Origin of the sequence: Bacillus cereus group sp. MG9, assembly GCF_040459995.1 — a bacterium.
Lineage (GTDB): Bacteria > Bacillota > Bacilli > Bacillales > Bacillaceae_G > Bacillus_A > Bacillus_A mycoides.
Window position 1 is genome coordinate 364,636 of the sequence record NZ_JARVHC010000001.1, and the last position, 19,711, is coordinate 384,346.

A 19,711-nucleotide genomic window follows, 5' to 3' on the forward strand; every position below is an offset into this window, starting at 1 on the left:
ATGAGTATAAAAATGACGCCACCAGTTGAAAAAAACGAGTTTATAGATGTAGTGTTTGAAGATTTAACACATGATGGTGCCGGTGTTGCGAAAGTGAAGGGATATCCTATTTTCGTAAAAAACGGATTACCAGGTGAGGAAGCGCAAATTAAAATTATTAAAGTGAAGAAAAACTTTGCGTTTGGTCGTTTAATGAAGCTTCATCAAGAAAGTCCATATCGTAAAGATGCAGAATGCCCCGTGTACAACGAGTGCGGAGGTTGTCAACTTCAGCACTTAACATATGAAGGGCAATTAAAAGCGAAAGAAAAACAAGTACGTGACGTTATGCAGCGCATCGGTGGATTAAGTGATGTTCCTGTTCATCCTGTACATGGCATGAAAAACCCGTGGGTATACCGCAATAAAGCACAAGTGCCAATTGGAGAACGTGAAGGTGGACTTGTAGCTGGTTTCTATCGTCAAGGAACGCATGACATCATTAATATGGAATCATGCTTAATTCAGGCGGAAGAAAACGATACATTAATTCAAGAAGTAAAACGTATTTGTGAAAAGCACGGTATTTCGGCTTACAATGAAGAGCGTAACAAAGGAACACTTCGCCACGTAATGGCTCGCTACGGACAAGTAACAGGGGAAATTATGCTTGTCTTCATTACACGTACAGCTGAATTGCCAAATAAAGAAGCAATCATTGAAGAAATCGCAGCGAAATTCCCAGAAGTAAAATCAATCGTTCAAAACGTAAACACGAAACGTACAAACGTTATTTTCGGAGACAAAACGACAGTACTGTACGGATCAGAATATATTTATGACTTTATCGGTGACATTAAATTTGCGATTTCAGCACGTTCATTCTATCAAGTAAACCCAGAACAAACGAAAGTGCTATACGATAAAACGTTAGAATACGCAAAATTAAATGGTAACGAAACAGTAATTGATGCCTATTGCGGAATTGGATCAATCTCCTTATTCCTAGCACAAAAAGCGAAAAAAGTGTACGGCGTTGAAATCGTCCCAGAAGCAATCGAAGACGCAAACCGAAACGCAGCACTAAACAACATGACAAACGCTGAATTTGGCGTAGGAGAAGCAGAAGTAGTCATTCCAAAATGGTACAAAGAAGGCGTAATCGCCGACACAATGGTCGTAGACCCACCGCGTAAAGGCTGTGACGAAGCACTACTAAACACAATCATCGACATGAAGCCAAAGCGCGTCGTATACGTATCATGTAACCCAGCAACATTAGCACGCGACTTAAAAGTACTAGAAGAAGGCGGATATAAAACGCAGGAAGTACAGCCTGTTGATATGTTCCCGCATACAACTCATGTGGAGTGTGTAGCTTGGCTTAAGTTAGTATAATAGGAAAGCAGTTGATATAGGAAAATCTATACCATCTGCTTTTTTGTTTATTCCGCTATTTGTGGGCAGTAAGACCCCTATCTCAAAATTCAGCAAAAGTAAAGAAGTCTAAACGCGATTATAGAAATGAAGCCAAATCGCGTCGTATACGTATCATATAACCTAGCAATATTAGCTCGTGAATGAAAAATACTAGAAAAAGGTGGATATAAAATACAGGAAATACAACCTGTTGATATGTTCCTGCATATGACTCATGTAGAGGTGATAGTACAACTTGTTTTTAAAGATACAGTCAATCGAACTGTATCTAAGTAAGGGGAAAGATTATAGTGTATTTTAATTTTTCCGCCCTCGTATACTTCTATTGTATTAATGAGTCTTTGTAGAACTTGCTTTAGTATGCTTTCGTCTTTGATGTCCAGAACTGAAAGGTGTTCTATAGCTTTTATAAAGGTTTGTAGTTGTTCGGTGTTATCCTTCCTTGTCTTCAAGGTGGATTGTAAGTATATTTTCCTGTTTGCTAGCCCTTGAAGTTGGGTGGAGATGCGCTCACTTTAATGTTTAAACATATATGTTGTCATAGCTCTGTCGGCATGTAGTGTAGGTAAAATGTCTACCTGATTGTTTAGCTTATTAATGTTTCTGTCAATTTGCTTTAGTCCCTTTAATAGCGATGATTTGAGAGAGCTAGTTTCTCAGCTATACCATGAATTTTTTCAACTTTCATTGTATCTTTTATCATGGCTTTTATATCTGCTTTAATGACATTGAGTAACTTAATAGCTTCTATTAGAACCTATTTTAATTTTAACCAAGGTGGTGAATGAGATTGATTCGTCTTGATTTTATAAGTAAAGACAAACGTATTCAGCAGAAGGAAGTGAGTAAGTATTATGAACGGATTTCGTCAAAGTGCAACAAAAAAAGGATCGAAGAATTGAATGCATGGTGTGATAGTAACCTAGATATGGCTACATTGTTCCCGGAGACGAATTTACAATCTCCAATGAAGTCTTTTGAGAAAATTGTAACGGCTAATTTAGAAACATTGCTTTCAATACGGAAGTATATTTCCACCAAAGGCATTGTAATGCAAGAATCGTTGAAGAAATACTTGCTTAATACAGTATACAAAAGAAACATCGAGCGCCTTTTGTTCGTTCAATCACTAGGCGTTACTGTATGCCCTTATTGTAATCGTAATTTCATCAACTCCCTAGAAGATAGAACCACCTGTCATTTCGATCACTTTATTAATAAAAGTGCCTTCCCGATTTTGGCAGTGTCATTTTACAATCTAGTCCCTGTATGCTCAAGCTGCAATCATGTTAAGGACAAGTGGGACTTCTCTTATTCCCCTTACGACGAAACTGTCAAAACGGATGAAATGGTCACTTTTACCTTTGAAATCACAGGGGCGAAGTATTTGTCAGACAGTACGCAGTTGAAGTTACGGCTTAAACAAGGATCAAGTAATAAGTTAGAAGCTAATCTCAATATTCTGAAGTTGGAAAATCTGTATCAGATACATACAGACAGTGTTCAAGAATTACTAATGAAGAAAGAAATCTATACGGAAGTGTATCAGAATCAGTTGTACAGAAAATTTGAGGGTTTATTTGGTTCGAAGGAGGATTTTGAGAGATTGATTACTGGAGCATACACCGGTTCAGAGAGTTACGGAAGGCGCCCCTTGTCTAAAATGATCACTGATATTAGTAAAGAACTAGGACTTATTGAGGAGGAGTAACCGAAATGAAATTGCTTTATATGTATATCGAATCATTCGGGGATTTGTTTCAGGATATTTCTTTTGACTTTTCTAACGAATATAAAGTTTGTTATGACAAGACCCATAAAACTCTTACTCTCGAGAGGAACGAGTTATACCTCGATGGTTTTTACGGAGACGTAATCTCAGATATCACTGCTATCGTCGGGAAGAATGGTTCAGGGAAAACAACAATTTTGGAATTAATTGGAAGAACACTGAAAGATCGGTTGGAGCAAGCTAATGTAGTTGATGGGAAATTGATAGACAAATATTTTATGATTTTCCTTGCGGATGATGATACGTATTATTTCGAAGGAGTTGGAATCGTCGAAATCGGAAATATTTCTGGATACGATAGTATATTAGAGGGAAGTAAAGCCTTAGCTCGTAGTTTTTATTTTCGTAAAGACGATCAGGTGGGTTACCATATCGATAAATCATATGATAACAAGGTAAGGGATCGAATTATTTACCTTAGGGATGATGTAATGACGAACTCGAGTAGTTATCTGTCTTATTTGACTTCGAATGAAATTTATTTCATTCCTAGGATATCGGGCGATCGATATTCTTGGTCGGATTGGTACGAAGTATATTTAGATATGTACAAGATGGGGATGATTCAAAGTCCGAGCGTTCAGATTATGTTCAAGACTCACAATAAACTTCAAAAAACGGCTCAAAAACCCATAGTCTCACCTAGAATGAAGGATGAACATTCAAAATTAGGTGGTGTGTTATTGATTACGAAAGAATGTATGGATGATTTCTTTTCTCGATTCATATCGGTTTTTATCGATTATTTAATTTTTCTAAGCAAAGACGAGTCTCCTTTAGGGACTCTCCCAAAGTTGAACGATTTTAAGAAAGAGTATGTTGATAAGGTTGACCTAAATCAAAAAGATTACCAAATGTTGTTTCAAAAATGTATTTCTATATTTAAATGCTATGAGTTTGAAAAAACGGAAATTGGATTAATTAGAAAATATATAGAAATTGTTAGTAGTTTCTTTGATGCGCTCTATGAAGTGCAAAACCAAATTATTCCGGACATCGATGGATTTCAATTGCATATTCCAGGTTCGGGATATGATGAAAACATAGCAAAAGTTTTTAGGTACTATTCGGAACTTCAGGAGTTCGTCTGGTATAACTTCCAACAAAATCATAATAATGAAGATTGGGATATAAGTGATATACTACAAGGCGAAAGATATACGGATAGTAGCTTTTCGATAGTTTTACCATTCGAAGTCGAAAGAATAAAAATTTCAACGGGTGAGAAAAAAATACTGCAGTTATTTAGCAAAATTATTTACGAATTGAAAGCGTCTATTGAAATACAGCCCATCAGAGCGATGAATAAGATGATTAGAAAAAACCATATCGTCTTAGTTGATGAAATCGAAGCGACCATGCACTTAGAGTGGTCTAGGAATCTGCTGGACTATATAATGACTTATATAAATCGCTTGACCGTAGATTTGTCCGACAAGAGTTATAAGTATTCTGAATTGGAGATTCATGTTCAGTTGATTGCAACGACACATTCGCCTTTTCTTTTATCTGATCTGAATAGGAGTTCAATCATCGCTTTGGAAGTGGGGGATGGGAAGGTAAGAAAGAAAGGTAACATAAAAGCATTCGCGCAAAACATTCAACGCGTGATGAATAATGAGTTCTTTCTCGAGGATTGCTATGGGGCGTTTGCTCAAAGGAAAATTAAGGGGATTATTGATGAATGCAATGTGGATTATTCAATAGATGTGACGGAGAAAAGGCGGATTAAGCTGATTCTAAATGAAATAGGAGAACCTATTCTTCGGAAAAAATTGGAGGAAAAGTTCATTCAAAGGTTTAATAGTGTTTCCGATGTACATGCGGAAGAGCTAGAATTAGTAAAAAATATTAAACTACTTTATAGTAACCTTACACACGAGCAAGTCGTTGGCAAATTAAAGAATTTGCTCGAGGGGCGAGAGAGGTAAAAGAATAGATATTAATGGTATTGGAAAACTCCCAAATAGCATGCATGTGCCGATTACATACAACGAATGTGGAGATTGTTTCACAACTCTTTTTACAGTAATAAAAAATTGGGTGGCTTCGGCCCTCAATTTTTTGAACAATGTAACTTGCTATCCAATAGAATCAGATAATCGCATAATCTTTAAATGTATTATAGTCTTCTTCGAGTTTTCTGTTACATTGAGCATCCTCTTGTGTGTTTGTAGTAACTCTTTTTAAACTTTAGAAAAAAATAGTAAACACCTATATGGTGTGATATTAATTTTGTACCATAAAATGGATTTTATAGCATTTGTAATATTCAATAGATGCCCTTTCGATGTGAAATATCACCACGTATCAAATTAGAACTAATGCCACTTCTGTATGTACTATCAATTCCACTCACGTAGAGTGTGTGGCTTGGCTTAAGTTAGTATAGTAGGAAAGCAGTTGATATAGAAAAAATCTATACCACCTGCTTTTGGATTTACAAAAATACCATTAATAAGTGATTTTAGTTAAAATAAATATTGCCGATCTTCGTAAATTATAAATGTCCAAATGTACTTGTATTTGATAGGGAGTTATTAAGCATGATATAAGTGTAAAGGAAGTGGAACATTTGGCTTTATATTTTTTATCGATAGTTTGCAATTGTATTCATATTGAGAGGATTTGAATTTGAAATGATAGATAATTTTTGGCGTGATTTACCACGACCATTTTTCGTACTTGCACCAATGGAAGATGTGACAGACGTTGTTTTTCGTCACGTAGTAAGTGAAGCTGGTAGCCCAGATGTATTCTTCACAGAGTTTACAAACTCGGATAGCTATTGTCATCCAGAAGGTATGAAAAGTGTACGTGGCCGTTTAATTTTTACAGAAGATGAACAACCGATCGTGGCGCATATTTGGGGAGATAATCCTGAATATTTCCGTCAAATGAGTATTGGTATGGCAGAGTTAGGATTTAAAGGCATCGATATTAACATGGGTTGCCCTGTACCGAACGTAGCATCAAGAGGAAAAGGTAGTGGTCTTATTCTACGTCCAGACGTTGCGGCAGAACTTATTCAAGCAGCAAAAGCAGGCGGACTACCTGTCAGCGTAAAAACACGACTGGGCTTTAAAGAGTTAAGCGAATGGGAAGATTGGTTAACGCATATTTTCAAACAAGATATCGCAAACCTTTCTATTCACTTACGTACAAGAGAAGAAATGAGCCAAGTCGATGCGCACTGGGAACTAATTCCGGAAATTAAAAAATTGCGTGATCGCATTGCACCAAATACGCTAATAACAATCAACGGAGACATTCCTGACCGTCAAACTGGACTGGAACTTGCTGAAAAATACGGCATTGATGGTGTTATGATCGGACGAGGTATCTTTAAAAATCCATTTGCTTTCGAAAAAGAGCCAAGAGAGCATAGCAGTAAAGAACACCTTGATCTTCTAAGATTGCAACTTGATCTTCAAGATCAATATGCAGAAGTATTACCACGCTCCATCACAGGGCTTCACCGCTTCTTCAAAATTTATGTAAAAGGCTTCCCAGGAGCTGCTGAACTAAGAAATCAATTGATGAGTACGAAATCAACGAATGAAGTGCGTGCATTGCTTGATAAGTTTGAGGCGAGTGTTAATGTGGTAGAAGGTAGTGAAACAGTGTAACTTTTGAAAGTTACACTGTTTCATTTTAATTAAGGTGAACCGTATCATAAGTAAGTGAGGTATTCTATGTAAAAAAGGGTAAGAAAAGAATACAGGAGAAAAGTGAAAATGGTAGGTTGGTCTTGATTTTCAATGATAGTATCATGTTTATTTTATTATGCCTATAATTGGAGGCTATGTGAATGTTAAGTGATCAGGCGAGATATTCTAGGCTCGCGAATATAACAAAAATAATAAATACAAAATTAGAACTACGTGAAGTATTGCAGCGTGTAACAATGGCGATATCAGAGGAGATTGTTAAGTGCGACGCTGTTGGAATCTATTTACCCCAGGAAGATGGAACATTTAGAGGGTTTGCAGGAAAACCAGAGACAATAAATGGCGTAACGCTCGATACTCAGGTAATTGATCCTGAAATAGACTTACTGGCAAAAGAAGTTATTGAAACCAAAAAAACCATTTATATTCCTGATACATCAAAGGATCATCGGCCGGATCCGAGACCAGTTGCTGCGTTCAAAATTAAGTCCTTATTAGCTCTACCTATCTCATTTGGGCAAGAGTTATTTGGTCTGGTTTTTTTATTTGATTATGGAATTCCAATGAATTTAACAAATTCAGAAATTCAAAGTGTTGAAGCTTATGTGAATATGGCTGCGGTCGCAATTCAAAACGCAAATAATTTAACACAAAAGGAAAACCTTATTTCCGAGAAGCAGCTGTTACTAAATGTTACCCGTGATTTATCAATGTGTTCCTCGATACAGGAGAGTTTTGATAAATGTTTTCTTTACTTAGGACAGATTTTAGAGAGTAAAAACATGGCTGCCCACCTTTTAGACCCGCTAGACAAAACAACGATTAAAACAACGAAGTTAAGCAAGGACTGTGATTGGACAGAAGCGGATTGGGTGGAGAAAAGCTATGAAGCCAAGATCCAAGAGGTTATTCAAACAAAAAATATAGATAGTAAGGGTCTACTGATGATTCCATTGGTTTCAATGGGAGAAGTATTAGGGGTAATCGTCGTTGGCAAAGAGGGAAAAGCTCACAATTATGATAATTCCCAAATGCAACTGGCAAAATCTATCGTTGATGCCACAGCACCTACGTTTTCCAACTTGTTATATATGGATCGACTTGAAAGCATGGTGGAAGAGCGAACGAGAGAACTAGCTGTTGCTAATGAAAAGGTTACAAGTGTGATTGAAAGTATTACGGATGGATTTTTTACTTTGAATAATACATGGGAATTCACGTACGTAAATAAGCATCAATATTTTCCACAAAGAAAAACAGCAAAAGATGTATTAGGCAAGAATATATGGGAGATTTTCCCGAGTAGCGTTGAAGAAGTTATGTATAAGGAACTTCATCGTGCAATGTCAGAGCGAACTACAGTTTATTTTGAATTTTTTTCTACCTCTGATGAATATTGGCACGAAGTTATTGCATACCCGTATGATGATGGTATTTGTTGTATTTTTAAAAACATAACGGAAAAAAAGCAATATGAGCAGGAATTGAAAAGGTTATCGAACATAGATTTAATAGGGCAAATGGCAGCAGGTATCAGCCATGAGATTAGAAATCCAATGACAACAGTACGAGGGTTTTTGCAGTTATTAAAAGAAGAGCACACCTATGAGAAACATAATAAGTACTTTAATTTAATGATTGAAGAACTTGACCGTGCCAATTCTATTATTACTGAATTTCTCTCAATGGGTAATACAAAGAAATTGGATTTGCAGATGTTAGATTTAAATTCAATTATCCACGATATTATTCCTTTAATAAAGATTGATACGTATAATCAAAATAAATATATTCAAGTCGATACAAATGACATTCCGGAATTACTTTTAAATCGTAATGAGATACGGCAATTATTAATAAACCTATACCGTAATGGCTTAGAAGCGATGAGCACAGGGAAAGTTCTAACCATTAGCACCTACAAGGAAGGTCAAAATTGTGTGGTGCTTGCAGTGCGGGATCAAGGAAAAGGTATCAGGCCTGAAGTATTTGAGAAACTGGGTACTCCATTTTACACGACCAAAGATAATGGAACTGGATTGGGGTTAGGCATATGTTATGCCATTGCTGCCCGTCATAATGCAAAAATAGAAATTCAAACAGGATCGGAAGGCACTACCTTTTTTGTTAAATTTAATTATGAAAATAATGAATAATAACCTCATTTAGATTAGTTATGGTGAACTGTACCACAAATAAAAAGGAAAACCTAAGTAAACACAATCAATATATTTCACCTGAATTTTGCGTAACATTCATGTTTGAGTTGCCCACTAAATTAGAGTTGCATAAAAAGAAATGGACTAACCTATATCAGGTTAGTCCATTTTCAAGTGTGTTAATTAATAGTAAATCCCCATCCCATATTAAATCTAGTATCATTATAATTTAATTGGGTTAAAATGGATAATTTTAAGTACCTAGACAATATATGTTGCTGTTTTAGAATCACCCCAACAAGCATTAATCCACCGAAGACTACAAAACCTCCCTCTAAAATGTTAAAGTAGTAACTTAACGACATTAATTTACACATGCTAAAAGCATTACTATAATCAACATTTCAGGAGGACAAACAATGGCTATAAGTAATAATGATATATTAATTCGAGTAAGATATGCTCTGGATATAAAAGATACAGATATGGTGGAGATATTTAAACTTGGTGGCGTTGAAGTAACAAAAGAAGAAGTGCGAAAGATACTGACAAAATTAAAAAACAGTTACTATGATGAAGTTGATGATATTGATGTAGTTGAATATGATTACGAAATAAAATGCAATAATGTTATGTTAGAGTCATTTTTGAATGGTTTTATTACTTTTAAAAGAGGAAAACAAGATCCAAAACCAGGGCAATCGGATAGACAAGCGATGTCTTTAAAGAGTAATGGAAGTGTTAATAATCTCGTTCTAAAAAAATTGAAGATAGCACTATCATTAACAAGTGAAGATATGCTTGATATATTAGAAGACGTAGGAGTCATTGTAACAAAAGGAGAATTAAGCGCTCTATTAAGAAAAGAAGGCCATAAGAATTACAAAGAGTGCGGTGATAGATACGCAAGGAATTTCTTAAAGGGATTAGCTGTAAGCTATAGAGGATAAGAAATAAGCATTGTAACATTTATGATAAAACAGTAAATGATATAATAGGTAGAGTAGGACGTTAGTAGCCTGCTCTTTTTTATTTGTAAAAATAATTATGAACGAATACGTTAGGTGATGAAATGGTACATACATATTTAGGTGAGACAATTAATTTTCATATAACTTATAAGAAGAAAAAATCAGTACGTCTTTTTGTAGATTCTTACGGAAATGTTGAGGTGCAAGCCCCGAAAGGTACACCTGTTGAATACTTAGTCCAATTGTTAGAGGAGAAATGGGATTGGATTCAGGCAACACGTAAGGAAATGCAGGAGCGAGCGCTTGGACCACAGGAAAAAGATTATGATCAAGGAGAGGGTTTTCTGTATTTAGGAAACACATATCCGATACAGGTTTCTCAAGATGTAAGTATTACGCAAGACAATGCAGTGTTTGAAGGGGATAAGCTACATATTTATGTGAAAGAGCTTAAGGATGAGAAAATCCAGCAAGCTTTGAAGCGATTTTATTATAAGCAGTGTAAGGCGGTAGTGGAAAAGAGTATTAAAGCGCATCAAAGCAACTTTAAAACAAAACCGCGTTCTATTCGTATTACAGATAGTAGTCGTACGTGGGGAACTTGTGATTCAAATCTACAACTAACATTCAATTGGAAACTAGCAATGGCACCACAGCGGGTAATTGACTATGTAGTTGTTCATGAAATGTGTCATATGGTCCATTTAAATCATGATCGATCTTTTTGGCGACTTGTCGGGAAGATAATGCCTGATTATAAGGAAATGGAGAACTGGTTAGCGTTATCTAGTTGGAAGATGACGGTTTAGGAATGAGATGTATTTTGAGCTTATTCTAAATAACTTAATGCTTTATATCCGTATTCTATTAATAGAGAATAGGTTTTACGAATGAAAAATATTTTAGGGAATTAATATTTTTTTCTCAACTCAACAAAAGTTTAGTAAAATTTATATATAATTCTGCTAAATGTAGAGGGAATATTGGAGGATATGGAAATGCAAGAACCATTTATTCAAATTGTAAGCTTGACTTTGTTATTTTGCATAATTTTCGGTATGATTTTTGGCATAATCTGTATTGCTTTAATTGGTAATGTGATTGATGGCATCGCAAAGATATTTATAGACAAATTTATAGTTGATTGGACAGCAGAAAAGGATTGGAAAACTAGGATTTGGACACTTGTTTTAGCTATGTTTTTTATGGGAAGTATCTTTCTTACAATGGGTGGTATAGATAATTTTATTACTGATAAACCTGTTTTTAAAGAAACAACAAACATCGTTACGGTAGGGCTAACCTTGACGGGTCTGTTCGATTTGTTTATCCGAGGCAAAAGAGGCAGAGACTTTAGTGTTGGAGAATTCTTTGCTTATGCAGGCACAACAATTCTTGTTTTAATTGTTTTAAGTTATTGCTTAAGCGATAACTATAATCTTGTCACGAAGAACCTAAAAGATGTATATCTTCTATTAACCATATCTTTTGTGATATTAACAAAATTAGCGACTAAATATTATGATAAAAGGGATAAAGAAGAAAATTTAACTAAATAACAAGAAATAAAATAATTAGGAAGTTTGGTTAAAAGAAGGACAGTGGTAGAAAGTCATGATGAAAAATCAATAAAACAAAAAATCTAGGGTTGATAGTATAACTCTAGATTTTTTATATTAATACTTATTTACGTTAACTATTTTTCTTTTAGCTAAACAAAGTATTTAATTCAGTTGTTAATAATTTAGGGAAATGCTTGTATAGAAAGATCCTTTAAGTTTGGTATGTAATAAGTAAAGTTACTAGAAGAAGTTATATGAATAATTGAATAGTAACGGTTTAATAATTGTACTACTGTATGAGATAACTAATGAACGAATTTATAGGATATATATAGGATTAGGGAAACATAATATTTGCAGGAGGAGAATGAATATGAAGTATAGGGTGATTGAATTATTTGCTGGGATAGGTGGAATGACTAAAGCCTTTATAGAAGAAGGATTTCAAGTTATCTGGGCAAATGACATAAGGCATGATGCTTGTGAAATTTTTCGACATAATAATGTTGCAGTAGAAATTGTTGAAGATGATATAAATGAAATAGAATTAAAAAATATTCCTAATTTTGATGTTTTAACTTCAAGTTTTCTCCTTCACACTAAATCATTTGCGGATAATAATTTAATGAAGAAAGTTGTGGAGATTATTGCAGAAAAGCAGCCTAAGGCTATTCTGTTAGAAGGTATAAAGTGGAATTTAAGAGTAAATAATGGTGAAACATTTAATCAGTTTATAAAAGTTCTTAATGAACTAGGGTATCAGGTGGCTTATAAGGTATTAAATGTTAAAGAGTATGGGGGGGAGCCTCATAATAAGGAGAGAGTATATATAGTTGGATTTAGAGATGAAAGAAATTTTGAAGTGTTTTCTTTTCCAGAACCTCAACCTTTAAAGAAGGGGGTGCATGAAATTATAAATGTTTTTGATAGAAAAGAAGATTGTTATTATTATAGTGAAAAGAAGCACCTTTATCCTGTTCTTAAGGAAAATATTAAGAATCAGCATTTGATTTATTCTGTGCAAATGGTCCCAGGAACAAGAGAAATTAAATTTCGGCATAGTGATATATGTCCAACACTCAGTAATAGATGGAGGAATTATTTTGTTAGAGATAACTATGGGATTAGGAATCTAACTATTGAAGAGTACCTTGATTTTCATGGTCTATTGGAACTGAAACTAGAGAGTATATCTAAAGAAAAAATATATCAATTAGTTAGTAATGTGTCTATAGTATCAATTATAAAGTCAATTGCTAATCGAATTGGACAAGTGTTAGCTCGAAATGAATGCAGATATGATATGGATTTAATAGAGTATGAACAACGAAGTTCAAGATATCAGAAAAAAGTTGAAAAGGAAAATTTAGATATTGGGTATTTTAATAAGCAGATTAATAATAAGCAGAATATAGTAAATCTGAAAAACGATATATTAATAAGCGATCAGAATAGTTTTGAAAATTTAATTCGAATTGTTGAAAATGAGGGTAATTCTCAAAAAAAAGGAAGAGCCTTAGAGTGTCTAATAAAGAAATTTTTTGAGCAAGTAGAAGGTTTTAAGGCTGTTGCAAACGAAAAAACTCAAACTGAAGAAATTGATATATATATTACTAATGAATCAAAGAGTGAAATTTGGCGTAAAGAGTCACAAATCTTCATATGTGAGTGCAAGAATTGGGATAAAAAGATAGGTAAAAATGAACTTATTATATTTAAAAGTAAAATAGAGAATAGGAGAAAAAGAGCTAAATTGGGTTTTTTTATTGCTTGGAAGGGATTTGCTAAAACATTTACTTTAGAGAGTTTAAGGGGATCACAAGGAGATATAGTAATTGTTCCAATAGAGGGATGGCAAATTAAAGAAGCCATTAAAAGTAATAGAATTGAAGATTATTTAAAAGATTGGTATTTCAAAGCAGCTATGTTGTAATTTTATAAATACTTTTGAGTAGATAGGAAGGAAATTTTTTGTTTGCTAATTTCCTAATAAAAAAAGTAGTGTTTGGGAGGATTTTACTCCCAAACACAAATGGAGCACTAGGTTTAAATATATCATGTTATTTTCTGAAATTTATGATATAAACTCCATTAGAATGCTCCATCTCATATCCACGATACCCCTCTGAAAGCAACGCCTGCTGTCCACTAGCATCACTCATAGGAACGCTTTTAACATCGGTCCAATCTCTTTCTATATCTTTACGCAATTCCTTCACAAAAACATACCGCATACTACCGCCATATTTCTCCTTCAATACAGCAATTTCCATACCTTGCGCGAATTTATCCTTTAAACTAGGAATGTTAAAAGGTGCAACGGTGCAGCAAACATAGTCGTACTGGCTGTCTTCTTTTTGTAATTCATCCATGATGAATGTGGCTAATATTTTTTGCATGCCATTTCCTCGGCAGTTTGGATGAACGTTTGAGATTTCTTGATAGATGACGCGGTGTAGCTGACTTTCTGGTAGACCAATATCAAGCCCTAAATGTTCATCGTCGATAGGAGGGACTAGTAGGGCACGAAATGCGATGAGCTCGTTTTGTATAAACGCACCGATCATCATGCCATTTCCTTCTAGAATGTATTGAAATTCTTCTAGCGAGAGTGGTTGTAAACGACCTTTATCTTCTAGCGCTTCAACTACAACGTTTTGTAATGATAAAATTTGTTCCATATGTTCTAAAGATAGTAATGTAACGTGAAATGGATCGTTGTTTTGTTTTAATTTTCCTTCGTAAAGAGTCGTCATGTGTTAGTCCTCCTTTAGCGTACAACGTCTTGAAAGACGGTTAATTCTTGTAATGTATTTTCGTTTATTTCAATGCCGAGTCCCGGCTTTTCGTTTAAGCGAATAAATGGTACGTCGTAATGTAAGTTTCCGATGTCTTTCGTGAATTTTAATGGTCCCGTTAGCTCGACGCTAGTAATGATTTTTTTTGAGAAAGCGACATGGAATCCTGCGGAAGAGGCAACAGATGATTCGACCATGGATCCAACTTGGCATTCAATGCCTGCCATTTCAGCTTGATGAGCGAGTTTTACAGCTGGATATATGCCGCCGCATTTCATTAGTTTTATATTCACTTTATCAGCTGCGTCTAATTTAATAATTTGGCGCATTTCACGAGAGCCTTTTAGTCCTTCATCAATCATAAGCGGAAGATCTGTTTTCGAACGAATGTGAGCCATTGCGTCAATATCGTCTGCGACAACAGGTTGCTCAATCCAATCGATGTTTAAATGACCTAATGAACGAAGTGCCGTTAATGTGTTGGCGCTATTTTTCCATCCTTGGTTTACATCAACGCGAATCGCAATATCATTTCCTACACGTTCACGTACCGCTTCAATTCTTTTTACATCTTCTTTTACATTCGTACCGACTTTCATTTTGAAAGATTGGTAACCTTTTTGAATCATGGAAGCAGCTTCTTCAGCCATGTCTTCTGGATCGGCGATACTTAAGACGTGAGTGACAGGAAAGTCTTCATGGTAGCGTCCTCCAATTAATTGATATACAGGTTGATTTAGTTTTTTACCCAGTATATCAAAACAAGCGATATCAATCGCAGCTTTCGCAGTAGGAATACCGTAAATTGTATTGTCCATCATATCGTGTATTTTTTCGATATTCATTGGATTTTTCCCAATTAGAGCAGGAGCTAGTGTATGTTTTAAAACATGGAAAGTACTTTCCCATGATTCACCTGTAACGTGATCATCAGCAACGCCTTCACCGTAACCGATAATGCCTTCATCTGTTTCCATTTTGACGATAATAGAAGGCATATCAGAATAAGAACCATAACTAATAACAAACGGATCGCGAAGTGGTAAACGAATTGCGTAAAGATGAATAGCTGTAATTTTCATTGAATAAAGACCCCTTCCTGTTTACAATGGTTTTGTACATTTGATATAGTTGACGTTAAATAGTCGTTAATTAATGATAAGGAGTTAGAGAAAATGATGATAAAAATTGCAGTTGTCGGTTCAAAAGAGTTTATGGAGAATCTTTTACCTATTGCTCATAAACTAGAAGAAATAGAGATTGATCCATATATTTACCTTCATCCGGCAGAATCTTCTGAACTATTAAAGCGTTTAAAACCTTGTGATGCTATCTTTTTCTCGGGTGCCCTACCTTATTATATGGCAAAAGAAATAAGAGAACAATTACCAATTCCAAGTGTATATTTGCAGCAAGACGAGACAACTGTCGCATCTTCACTCCTTTCTATAATATACCATCAAAGTATTCAACCTCATAAAATTTCAATTGATTTAGTAGATCGTTCGTTTATTACAAATGTGTTCCATGACATCGGTCTGAAAGAAACGCCGCAAGTGATGGATTATGAAAATATGTTATGGAGTAATGATGAAATTAAGAGAATCATTGATTTTCATTTAGCTAAATATCAATCTGGAGAGGTTGATTTAGCTTTAACTAGTATTCACGCTGTCTACGATGAACTTCAAAAAATAGGGATTCCTTCAGAGCGTATGATAGATCCAACGCAATCAATTATACATGGGTTAAAAGATGCAAAAATAAAAGCTGAGTTAGCAAAAAGCCATTCAGCTACTGTTGGTGCTTGTATTATATCCTTTATAGAGTTACAAGAAAGCTCGCTTGAACAATTAAATGTAATTTCAAAAGAATTACGTGGTTCATTTAAACAAGTTGATGAAATGACTTTTATTTTGTATACAACTCGTGGTGATATTGAATTGAGTATAAAAACAAATACGATAGATCGTTTATTTATGAATATAGAAGGCGCAGTATCTATTGGATTTGGTTACGGAAAAACAGTAAATGAAGCGGAACAAAATGCAAAAATTGCTCGAGGTTTCGCAAAGAATAATCCGATAGAAAGCTGCTTTTATATACTAACAAGTGATAAAGAATTATTTGGTCCGTTCCCGAAAGAACAGAGAGTACAAAGTTTAAAAAACGATAATCCTGAATTAATGAAAATAGCGAAGGAAACGAAGCTTAGTCCTGCAAACTTGTCAAAAATCATTCAATTTAGTCAATCGCATCCATCATTGAAATTTACAGCGGCGGATCTTTCTGAGTACTTACAAGTGACTCGGCGATCGACGGAAAGGCTGTTAAAGAAATTAGTTGATTACAGATATGCCAATATTTGCGGCGAGGAAATGCCCTATCAACAAGGGCGCCCTCGTGCAATATATGAGCTAAATTTACCGTTGTATTCGTTTCAAAAATTTTAAGCTTCTAGTTGTGCTTTTTGTTTTTTTAGTAGGTCTGCTTTTTCAATATCAGATAGCTTCGTAATTGTGAAGCCAGTTATACCATAAATGATTGAGATAATAGGTACGATGAAATTCAATATAGCATAAGGAGCATATTCGAATGCACCGACTCCAAGTGTTGCGAGTATAAATACACCACATGTATTCCAAGGTACGAAAACAGAAGTTAATGTTCCACCATCTTCTAATGCTCTGGATAAATTTTTAGAATGTAGTCCTTTTTCTGTGTACGCATTTGCATACATTCTTGAAGGAACAACAATCGAAATATATTGTTCAGAGCAAGTAAGATTCGTTGCAAAGCAAGATGCGATGGTAGAAGCGATAAGTCCTTTTGATGATGTCGCTAATTTTAAAATTTGATTTACAATTGAGCGAAGAATGCCAGTATGTTCTAGTACTCCGCCGAAAGTCATAGCGACAATTGTCATAGAAACTGTATTCATCATAGAGCTTAAGCCACCACGGTTAAATAGTTCATCTACTAGCTTGTTTCCAGTGTCTATGACAAATCCACTTTGGAGTGCACCGACAGCTGATGAGACAGAGCCACCTTGAATAAAGACTTGTGATAAGAATCCTAAAATAACACCTACGAGAATAGCTGGTATGGCAGGGACTTTTTTAGCGACCAATACCATAACGACTACGGGTATAATTAATAGGAAAGGCGAAATAACAAAGTTTTGTTGCAATACTTGTAACGTTTGATCGATGCTTTTTGCATCGATATTGTTATCGCCGAAGCTTCTTCCTAAGAAAGCATAGACGATAAGAGTAATAATTAAACCTGGAATTGTAGTAAATAACATATGACGAATATGTGTGAATAAATCTGTATTTGTTAATCCCGCTGCTAAGTTTGTCGTGTCTGAAAGCGGTGACATTTTATCGCCAAAATAAGAACCGGAAATTATAGCGCCAGCAACCATTGGAGCTGGGATTCCCATACTTAGGCCAATTCCCATTCCAGCAACACCGATTGTTCCCATTGTAGACCAAGAGCTACCGATTGCTAATGCAACGATAGAACAAATAATTGTAATTGAAACTAAAAATAGTGATGGAGTTAAAAGTTTTAAGCCGTAATAAATCATAGTAGCGACGATTCCGCCGCCAATCCAAGCACCGATCGTTAAACCTACAAGAATAATGATAACGATAGCGGGTAATGCAAGGCGAATTCCTTTATACATCGATTCTTCAATGTCATTCCATTTGTAACCGTATCGCCAAGCGACGATCGAAGCAACGGTTGTACCGATAATAAGTGGGACGTGAGGGCTTTGTTCTAATACAACAATTGTAACCATCATAACTGCAACTGTAATGATAATAGGGATTATTGCTATGCCAAAAGGTATTTCTCTTTTCATAAACTGCCTCCTCATTATGTATGTTTGTATTTTTAGAATTGTCGCAAAATAGACGTTATTAAGTTATAATAACTAAAAATAGATGTAAGCGTCAATATAAAAACAGAAAATATCGAATCTTCTATTTGTATGGATATCTTTATAAGATGAGTTGAAATCGGGTATTAACGGTATTGAAAAATAAACAATTGACTTTTTTCTTAAAATTCAATATGTTCATAAAAACATCTGTTTTTCATAAGTATAATTAATCTGAATGGTTTGTAATTAGGGGAAGGAGAATGAAGCTTTGAAAACATTAGAACTACAAGAGCGTTTAACTGAAATTTTTCAGCATTTACATGAAAACCCTGAAGTAAGCTGGAAGGAATATGAAACGACAGCTTATATTACTAACTTTCTAAAAGAAGAAGGAATTTCATATAAAATATTTGATGATTGCCCTGGCGTGATTGCTGAAATCGGAAGAGGGAATCCAGTTATCGCGATTCGTGCTGATATGGATGCACTATGGCAAGAAGTAGACGGAGAATTTAAAGCGAATCACTCGTGCGGCCACGATGCTCATATGACAATTGTAATGGGCCTTATTTTACAATTGAAAAATATGAGATGGGATAGTGGTACTGTTAGATTTATTTTTCAGCCGGCAGAGGAAAAAGGAAATGGTTCCTTAAAGATGGTAGAGAAGGGCGCCGTGGATGATGCTGATTTCTTATTTGGTGTTCATTTAAGGCCGATTGAAGAACTGCCTTTGAAACAAGCAGCCCCATCTATTCGTCACGGAGCTGCAGCATTTTTAGAAGGGATGATTCATGGAGATGATGCACACGGGGCACGCCCACATCAAGGTATAAATGCAATTGATGTCATTTCGATGATCAATATTGGATTGAAAAATATATGGTTACCGCCGCAGACGTCTTATTCTGTTAAGATGACGAGATGCCAAGCTGGTGGTGATAATCTAAATATTATTCCAGGTAACGGGCACTTTAGTTTAGATGTAAGAGCAGAAAATAACATATTACTAGATGAATTGAAGCGAAAAATAGAGCAAGTAATTCAGTCAGCTGAATCAATGGGATCTAAACTTTCTTATGAGTGGATTGATCTCGCACCAGGAGCTGAAGTGTCAGAAGAAGCTGAGCGTTTCATGCGGAAAGGCATTCTTGAAGTGTACGGGGAAGAGGGATGTACTGGACCACTGTATACGACAGGAAGCGATGATTTCCATTACTATACAGTGAAAAGACCCCATTTAAAAGCTGTCATGCTTGGACTAGGGGCGAACTTACAACCTGGATTACACCATCCGTATATGAAGTTTGATCATAGCTGTATAATGGATGGAGTAGAAATATTGAAACAAACTGTATTGAAAGTATTAGAAGACAGGGGCTAGAAAGCTCCTGTTTTTTTGGTAGGAATTTGTTGTTAAGTCGATATATTCGATTTCGCGATAATA

General features: G+C 35.2%; 14 protein-coding genes and 1 pseudogene. 12 read left to right on the plus strand and 3 right to left on the minus strand.

All coding sequences use genetic code 11. The features are described from left to right. The 10 genes and pseudogenes from rlmD to dcm all read left to right on the plus strand — a co-directional run bounded on the left by rlmD (position 1) and on the right by dcm (position 13,507). Entirely contained in the window at positions 1–1,377 is a 1,377-nt protein-coding gene (gene rlmD / locus QCI77_RS01935) for a 23S rRNA (uracil(1939)-C(5))-methyltransferase RlmD (protein ID WP_353824440.1), read from the plus strand. 832 nt (positions 1,378–2,209) lie between these two features. Beyond that, on the plus strand, positions 2,210–3,130 hold the full coding sequence (locus tag QCI77_RS01945) for an HNH endonuclease (protein WP_353824441.1): 921 nt from the start codon (positions 2,210–2,212) through the stop codon (positions 3,128–3,130). Positions 3,131–3,264: 134 nt separating this feature from the next. Continuing rightward, positions 3,265–3,360: pseudogene (locus QCI77_RS30855) on the plus strand (AAA family ATPase); the annotation flags it as partial. A gap of 705 nt (positions 3,361–4,065) precedes the next feature. Then, entirely contained in the window at positions 4,066–5,142 is a 1,077-nt protein-coding gene (locus tag QCI77_RS30860; RefSeq protein WP_483298989.1) for an AAA family ATPase, read from the plus strand. A 708-nt stretch (positions 5,143–5,850) separates the two neighbouring features. Beyond that, on the plus strand, positions 5,851–6,840 hold the full coding sequence (locus QCI77_RS01955) for a tRNA dihydrouridine synthase (RefSeq protein ID WP_353824443.1): 990 nt from the start codon (positions 5,851–5,853) through the stop codon (positions 6,838–6,840). A 182-nt stretch (positions 6,841–7,022) separates the two neighbouring features. Next, complete coding sequence (locus QCI77_RS01960) at positions 7,023–9,038, plus strand: GAF domain-containing sensor histidine kinase (RefSeq protein WP_353824444.1); 2,016 nt, start codon at positions 7,023–7,025, stop codon at positions 9,036–9,038. A 422-nt stretch (positions 9,039–9,460) separates the two neighbouring features. Further along, a complete protein-coding gene (locus tag QCI77_RS01965; protein WP_353824445.1) occupies positions 9,461–9,991 on the plus strand; it encodes a YehS family protein in 531 nt (176 codons plus the stop codon). Positions 9,992–10,113: 122 nt separating this feature from the next. Further along, on the plus strand, positions 10,114–10,821 hold the full coding sequence (locus tag QCI77_RS01970; RefSeq protein WP_353824446.1) for a M48 family metallopeptidase: 708 nt from the start codon (positions 10,114–10,116) through the stop codon (positions 10,819–10,821). Between the two features lie 189 nt (positions 10,822–11,010). After that, complete coding sequence (locus QCI77_RS01975; RefSeq protein ID WP_353824447.1) at positions 11,011–11,571, plus strand: hypothetical protein; 561 nt, start codon at positions 11,011–11,013, stop codon at positions 11,569–11,571. A 376-nt stretch (positions 11,572–11,947) separates the two neighbouring features. Further along, positions 11,948–13,507, plus strand: coding sequence for a DNA (cytosine-5-)-methyltransferase (gene dcm / locus QCI77_RS01980; RefSeq protein ID WP_353824448.1), 1,560 nt, complete (start codon positions 11,948–11,950; stop codon positions 13,505–13,507). Between the two features lie 127 nt (positions 13,508–13,634). On the opposite strand, the gene QCI77_RS01985 is transcribed toward dcm, so the two are convergent. Further along, positions 13,635–14,330: a GNAT family N-acetyltransferase gene (locus QCI77_RS01985; RefSeq protein WP_353824449.1), complete on the minus strand. Its 696-nt coding sequence runs from the start codon at positions 14,328–14,330 to the stop codon at positions 13,635–13,637. Between the two features lie 14 nt (positions 14,331–14,344). After that, positions 14,345–15,454, minus strand: a complete 1,110-nt coding sequence (locus tag QCI77_RS01990; RefSeq protein WP_002191784.1) for a mandelate racemase/muconate lactonizing enzyme family protein — start codon at positions 15,452–15,454, stop codon at positions 14,345–14,347. Positions 15,455–15,547: 93 nt separating this feature from the next. Here QCI77_RS01990 and QCI77_RS01995 point away from each other — a divergent pair, with 93 nt between their 5' ends. Then, a complete protein-coding gene (locus QCI77_RS01995; RefSeq protein ID WP_016126495.1) occupies positions 15,548–16,825 on the plus strand; it encodes a hypothetical protein in 1,278 nt (425 codons plus the stop codon). Here QCI77_RS01995 and nhaC read toward each other — a convergent pair. Next, complete coding sequence (nhaC, locus tag QCI77_RS02000; protein ID WP_002010164.1) at positions 16,822–18,243, minus strand: Na+/H+ antiporter NhaC; 1,422 nt, start codon at positions 18,241–18,243, stop codon at positions 16,822–16,824. The two genes, QCI77_RS01995 and nhaC, sit on opposite strands and share 4 nt — an antisense overlap. A 289-nt stretch (positions 18,244–18,532) precedes the next feature. On the opposite strand from nhaC, the gene QCI77_RS02005 reads away from it, so the two are divergent. Next, positions 18,533–19,648, plus strand: a complete 1,116-nt coding sequence (locus QCI77_RS02005) for a M20 peptidase aminoacylase family protein (RefSeq protein ID WP_002124929.1) — start codon at positions 18,533–18,535, stop codon at positions 19,646–19,648. The last annotated feature ends 63 nt before the right edge of the window (positions 19,649–19,711 follow it).

Coding starts and splice junctions, on each gene's coding strand:
- rlmD (WP_353824440.1), top strand. CDS start 1: ATGAGTATAAAAATGACGCCACCAGTTGAAAAAAACGAGTTTATAGAT.
- QCI77_RS30860 (WP_483298989.1), top strand. CDS start 4,066: ATGTTGTTTCAAAAATGTATTTCTATATTTAAATGCTATGAGTTTGAA.
- QCI77_RS01955 (WP_353824443.1), top strand. CDS start 5,851: ATGATAGATAATTTTTGGCGTGATTTACCACGACCATTTTTCGTACTT.
- QCI77_RS01960 (WP_353824444.1), top strand. CDS start 7,023: ATGTTAAGTGATCAGGCGAGATATTCTAGGCTCGCGAATATAACAAAA.
- QCI77_RS01965 (WP_353824445.1), top strand. CDS start 9,461: ATGGCTATAAGTAATAATGATATATTAATTCGAGTAAGATATGCTCTG.
- QCI77_RS01970 (WP_353824446.1), top strand. CDS start 10,114: ATGGTACATACATATTTAGGTGAGACAATTAATTTTCATATAACTTAT.
- QCI77_RS01975 (WP_353824447.1), top strand. CDS start 11,011: ATGCAAGAACCATTTATTCAAATTGTAAGCTTGACTTTGTTATTTTGC.
- dcm (WP_353824448.1), top strand. CDS start 11,948: ATGAAGTATAGGGTGATTGAATTATTTGCTGGGATAGGTGGAATGACT.
- QCI77_RS01985 (WP_353824449.1), bottom strand. CDS start 14,330: ATGACGACTCTTTACGAAGGAAAATTAAAACAAAACAACGATCCATTT.
- QCI77_RS01990 (WP_002191784.1), bottom strand. CDS start 15,454: ATGAAAATTACAGCTATTCATCTTTACGCAATTCGTTTACCACTTCGC.
- QCI77_RS01995 (WP_016126495.1), top strand. CDS start 15,548: ATGATGATAAAAATTGCAGTTGTCGGTTCAAAAGAGTTTATGGAGAAT.
- nhaC (WP_002010164.1), bottom strand. CDS start 18,243: ATGAAAAGAGAAATACCTTTTGGCATAGCAATAATCCCTATTATCATT.